This window comes from Luteococcus sp., from assembly GCF_043424415.1.
Lineage (GTDB): Bacteria > Actinomycetota > Actinomycetes > Propionibacteriales > Propionibacteriaceae > Luteococcus.
On the sequence record NZ_JBHWOO010000067.1, the window covers coordinates 1 to 2727 of the forward strand.

Genomic DNA, 2727 nt, shown 5'->3' on the forward strand with positions numbered 1-2727 from the left:
CCCTAGTGCCTCCAGTGATGGCGACAGTGCTCTTGCTGAGTTCCAGGGTGCTCACGCGGTCTTCTTTCCGGACGCCGCCGCGACGAGCAGGCGTTCCAAACGGTCGACACCCGCGCGGACCGCGAATGTCTGTTCATAGAAGGTGCGGGCCTGACGGCCCAGACGGTCGAGTTCCCCCGGCTCGGCCGCACAGATCTGGTTGATGGCACCGGCCAGCGCTGCAGTGTCCCCACTGGGCACGCACCAACCGGCTCCGCTCTCCTGGGCCACCTTGGCCACATCCCCGCGCCCGGCCACCAACAGTGGACAGCCGGCCGCCAAGGTGGCCTGGGTCTTGCTGGGCATGGTCATCTGGGCCAAGGGATGCTCGTTCAGGCCGATGTAGGCGGCATCCGCGGTGGCCAACAGGTTGGACATCCTGTCTGGTGCCACTCGCCCGAGGAACCGGACGTTCGTCAGACCCAGCTGGGCCACCCGGTCCTTCAGACTCTGTTCTGCCGTACCGGAACCAGCAATCAACAGAACAAACCGGGGGTCCGCCACCGCTGCGCAGGCTTCGATCAGGGGCTGAAGACCTTGGGCCTCGCCGATCGATCCGGCATAGACCAGAACGACGGCATCCTCGGGAAGTCCGAGCTCCTCACGCATCGGTTCGGCGCCAGGACGAAACAGGTCTTCGTTGGCCCACATGGGCGTGTACGCCAACTTGTGCTGCGGGACTCCCCGGGAAACCAGTTCGGCCTCGACGCCGGGGGAGATGAAGCTCACGAAGCTGGCCACGTCGTACATGGCCTTGGCTGCAGCACCGCTGCCAAGCATCGCAATTCTGCCCACGAAGGCGGACTCGTCGACGCCAGAGGCGGCGAGGGTGTCAGGCCACAGATCGGCAACGTGGGCGATGCTGGGGACACCGAGCACCTTCGTCGCAAGGAGCATGGCGGGGGCCAAGGTCACCGGGGAATAGTTCACCCACAAGGCGTCAAGGCCGCGCAGACTCCCCAGCCCGACAGATGCTGCAGTCGCCCCGAAAGACCCGTAGGTGAGCAGTCGAGAGATCGCCGACGCGTTGTGGGAGGGCCACAGTGCGGTGCGAGTCACATGGACGCCGTCAAGGACCTCGTGCTGGCACGCTCTGATCCGATAGCCGTCGACGAGCTTGCCTGTGGGGTAGTTGGGAAAGCCAGTCACCACACTGACCTCGTGACCCCGGTCCACAAGGCCACGGGCCAAGGTACCGGGCAGCGAAGCAGGACCCGGCTCAGGGTCGTACCACTGCGTGAGAAGACCGAACCGCATTGCTGGCCTCCTCTCGGGGGTAAGGGGCCGAAATTATGTATGTCGTGTTTGCCATGGGGGCGGCGATCGATAGTCTAACCAGAGATTCGGAAAAGTCGGGGGACAAGTCCAACGAGGAGTTTTGACGTGACCGTCGACGATCGGATCCCGTTCGCCGTGCCCGACATCGGTGAAGCGGAGATTGCCGCTGTGACCAAGGCGCTGCGATCCGGGTGGTTGACCACCGGCCAGAACGCCGCAGCCTTCGAGGTGGAGTTCTCGGCCGAGCTGGGGGACGCGGCCGTCAACTCCGTTGCCGTGAACTCCGCAACTGCTGGCCTGCACTTGGCGCTCGACGCGTTGCAAGTCCGGCCCGGGGACGAGGTGCTCGTCCCGGACTGGACTTTCACCTCCACGGCCGAAGTGGTGCGCTACTGCGGCGCGACCCCCGTCATCGTGGACGTCGACCCGGTGACGCTCAACATCGACCTCGAGGCGGCGCAGCGCGCGGTCACCGATCGCACCAAGGTGATCATGCCGGTGCACTTCGCGGGTTTGGCCGTGGACCTCGATGCCGTCGCCGCCTTTGCGCAGCGCAACGGCCTGCGAGTGGTGGAGGACGCGGCACATGCGCACCCAACCATCCACAACGGAGTCCGCGTGGGCCTGGGGTCCAGCGACTGCGTGGTCTTCAGCTTCTACGCCACCAAGACCATGACCACGGGGGAAGGTGGAATGGTGGTGACCCGCGATGGAGCCCTCGCCAAGCGGATGCGAACCATGCGTCTGCACGGCATCAGCCGCGATGTCTTCGACCGTTACACCAGTGACAAGCCGTCGTGGCAGTACGAGGTGGTGGCCCCCGGGTTCAAGTACAACCTCACCGACACAGCCGCCGCCATGGGGCGGGTGCAACTGCGCCGGGCGGGACAGATGCGTGACGCACGTGCCGCGATCGCCAAGCGCTACCTCGAGGCCTTCGCAGACCTGCCGGTGGTGCTCCCCCCGGACGCCGACGAGGGCTCCCAACACTCCTGGCACCTGTTCGTTCTCCGCCTCACCGACGAAGCGCCGATGAGCCGAAACGAGTTCATCGAACAGATGTCTCGCCTGGGGGTGCTGTGCAGCGTGCACTTCATTCCCCTGCACCTGCACCCGTACTGGCAAGAGAGTGGGTCCCTGCAGGAGGCGGACTTCCCCGTGGCGAGCGAAGCCTTCAACCGTGCCGTGAGCCTGCCAATCTTCTCTGCAATGACAGACGACCAGGTGGACAGGGTCGTTGCCGCTGTGCGCGAGTTGCTCGCGTGATGGACGCCAAACGAGGCCTCGACGTGGCGCTCGGGTCGGCACTCCTGCTGGTGGCGAGCCCTGCCATGCTGATTGCCGCTGTGGCGGTTGCCGCAGAATCCCCCGGCGGGATTCTCTTCCGGCAGGAGCGCGTGGGCCTGAGTT

The 2727-nt window shown here is 65.5% G+C and carries 3 protein-coding genes; 2 read left to right on the forward strand and 1 reads right to left on the reverse strand.

All coding sequences use genetic code 11. From position 1 onward, the window contains the following. Positions 1 to 51: 51 nt before the first annotated feature. Entirely contained in the window at positions 52 to 1296 is a 1245-nt protein-coding gene (locus ACHFFZ_RS03825; RefSeq protein WP_394275341.1) for a glycosyltransferase family 4 protein, read from the reverse strand. Positions 1297 to 1422: 126 nt separating this feature from the next. Here ACHFFZ_RS03825 and ACHFFZ_RS03830 point away from each other — a divergent pair, with 126 nt between their 5' ends. Beyond that, positions 1423 to 2583, forward strand: coding sequence for a DegT/DnrJ/EryC1/StrS family aminotransferase (locus ACHFFZ_RS03830; RefSeq protein ID WP_394275342.1), 1161 nt, complete (start codon positions 1423 to 1425; stop codon positions 2581 to 2583). Continuing rightward, the coding region (locus tag ACHFFZ_RS03835; protein ID WP_394275343.1) for a sugar transferase at positions 2583 to 2727 on the forward strand (145 nt) is incomplete at its 3' end. The genes ACHFFZ_RS03830 and ACHFFZ_RS03835, both read left to right, overlap by 1 nt.

Excerpts from the sequence above, each read along its gene's own strand:
- ACHFFZ_RS03825 (WP_394275341.1), bottom strand. The coding sequence starts at position 1,296 with ATGCGGTTCGGTCTTCTCACGCAGTGGTACGACCCTGAGCCGGGTCCT.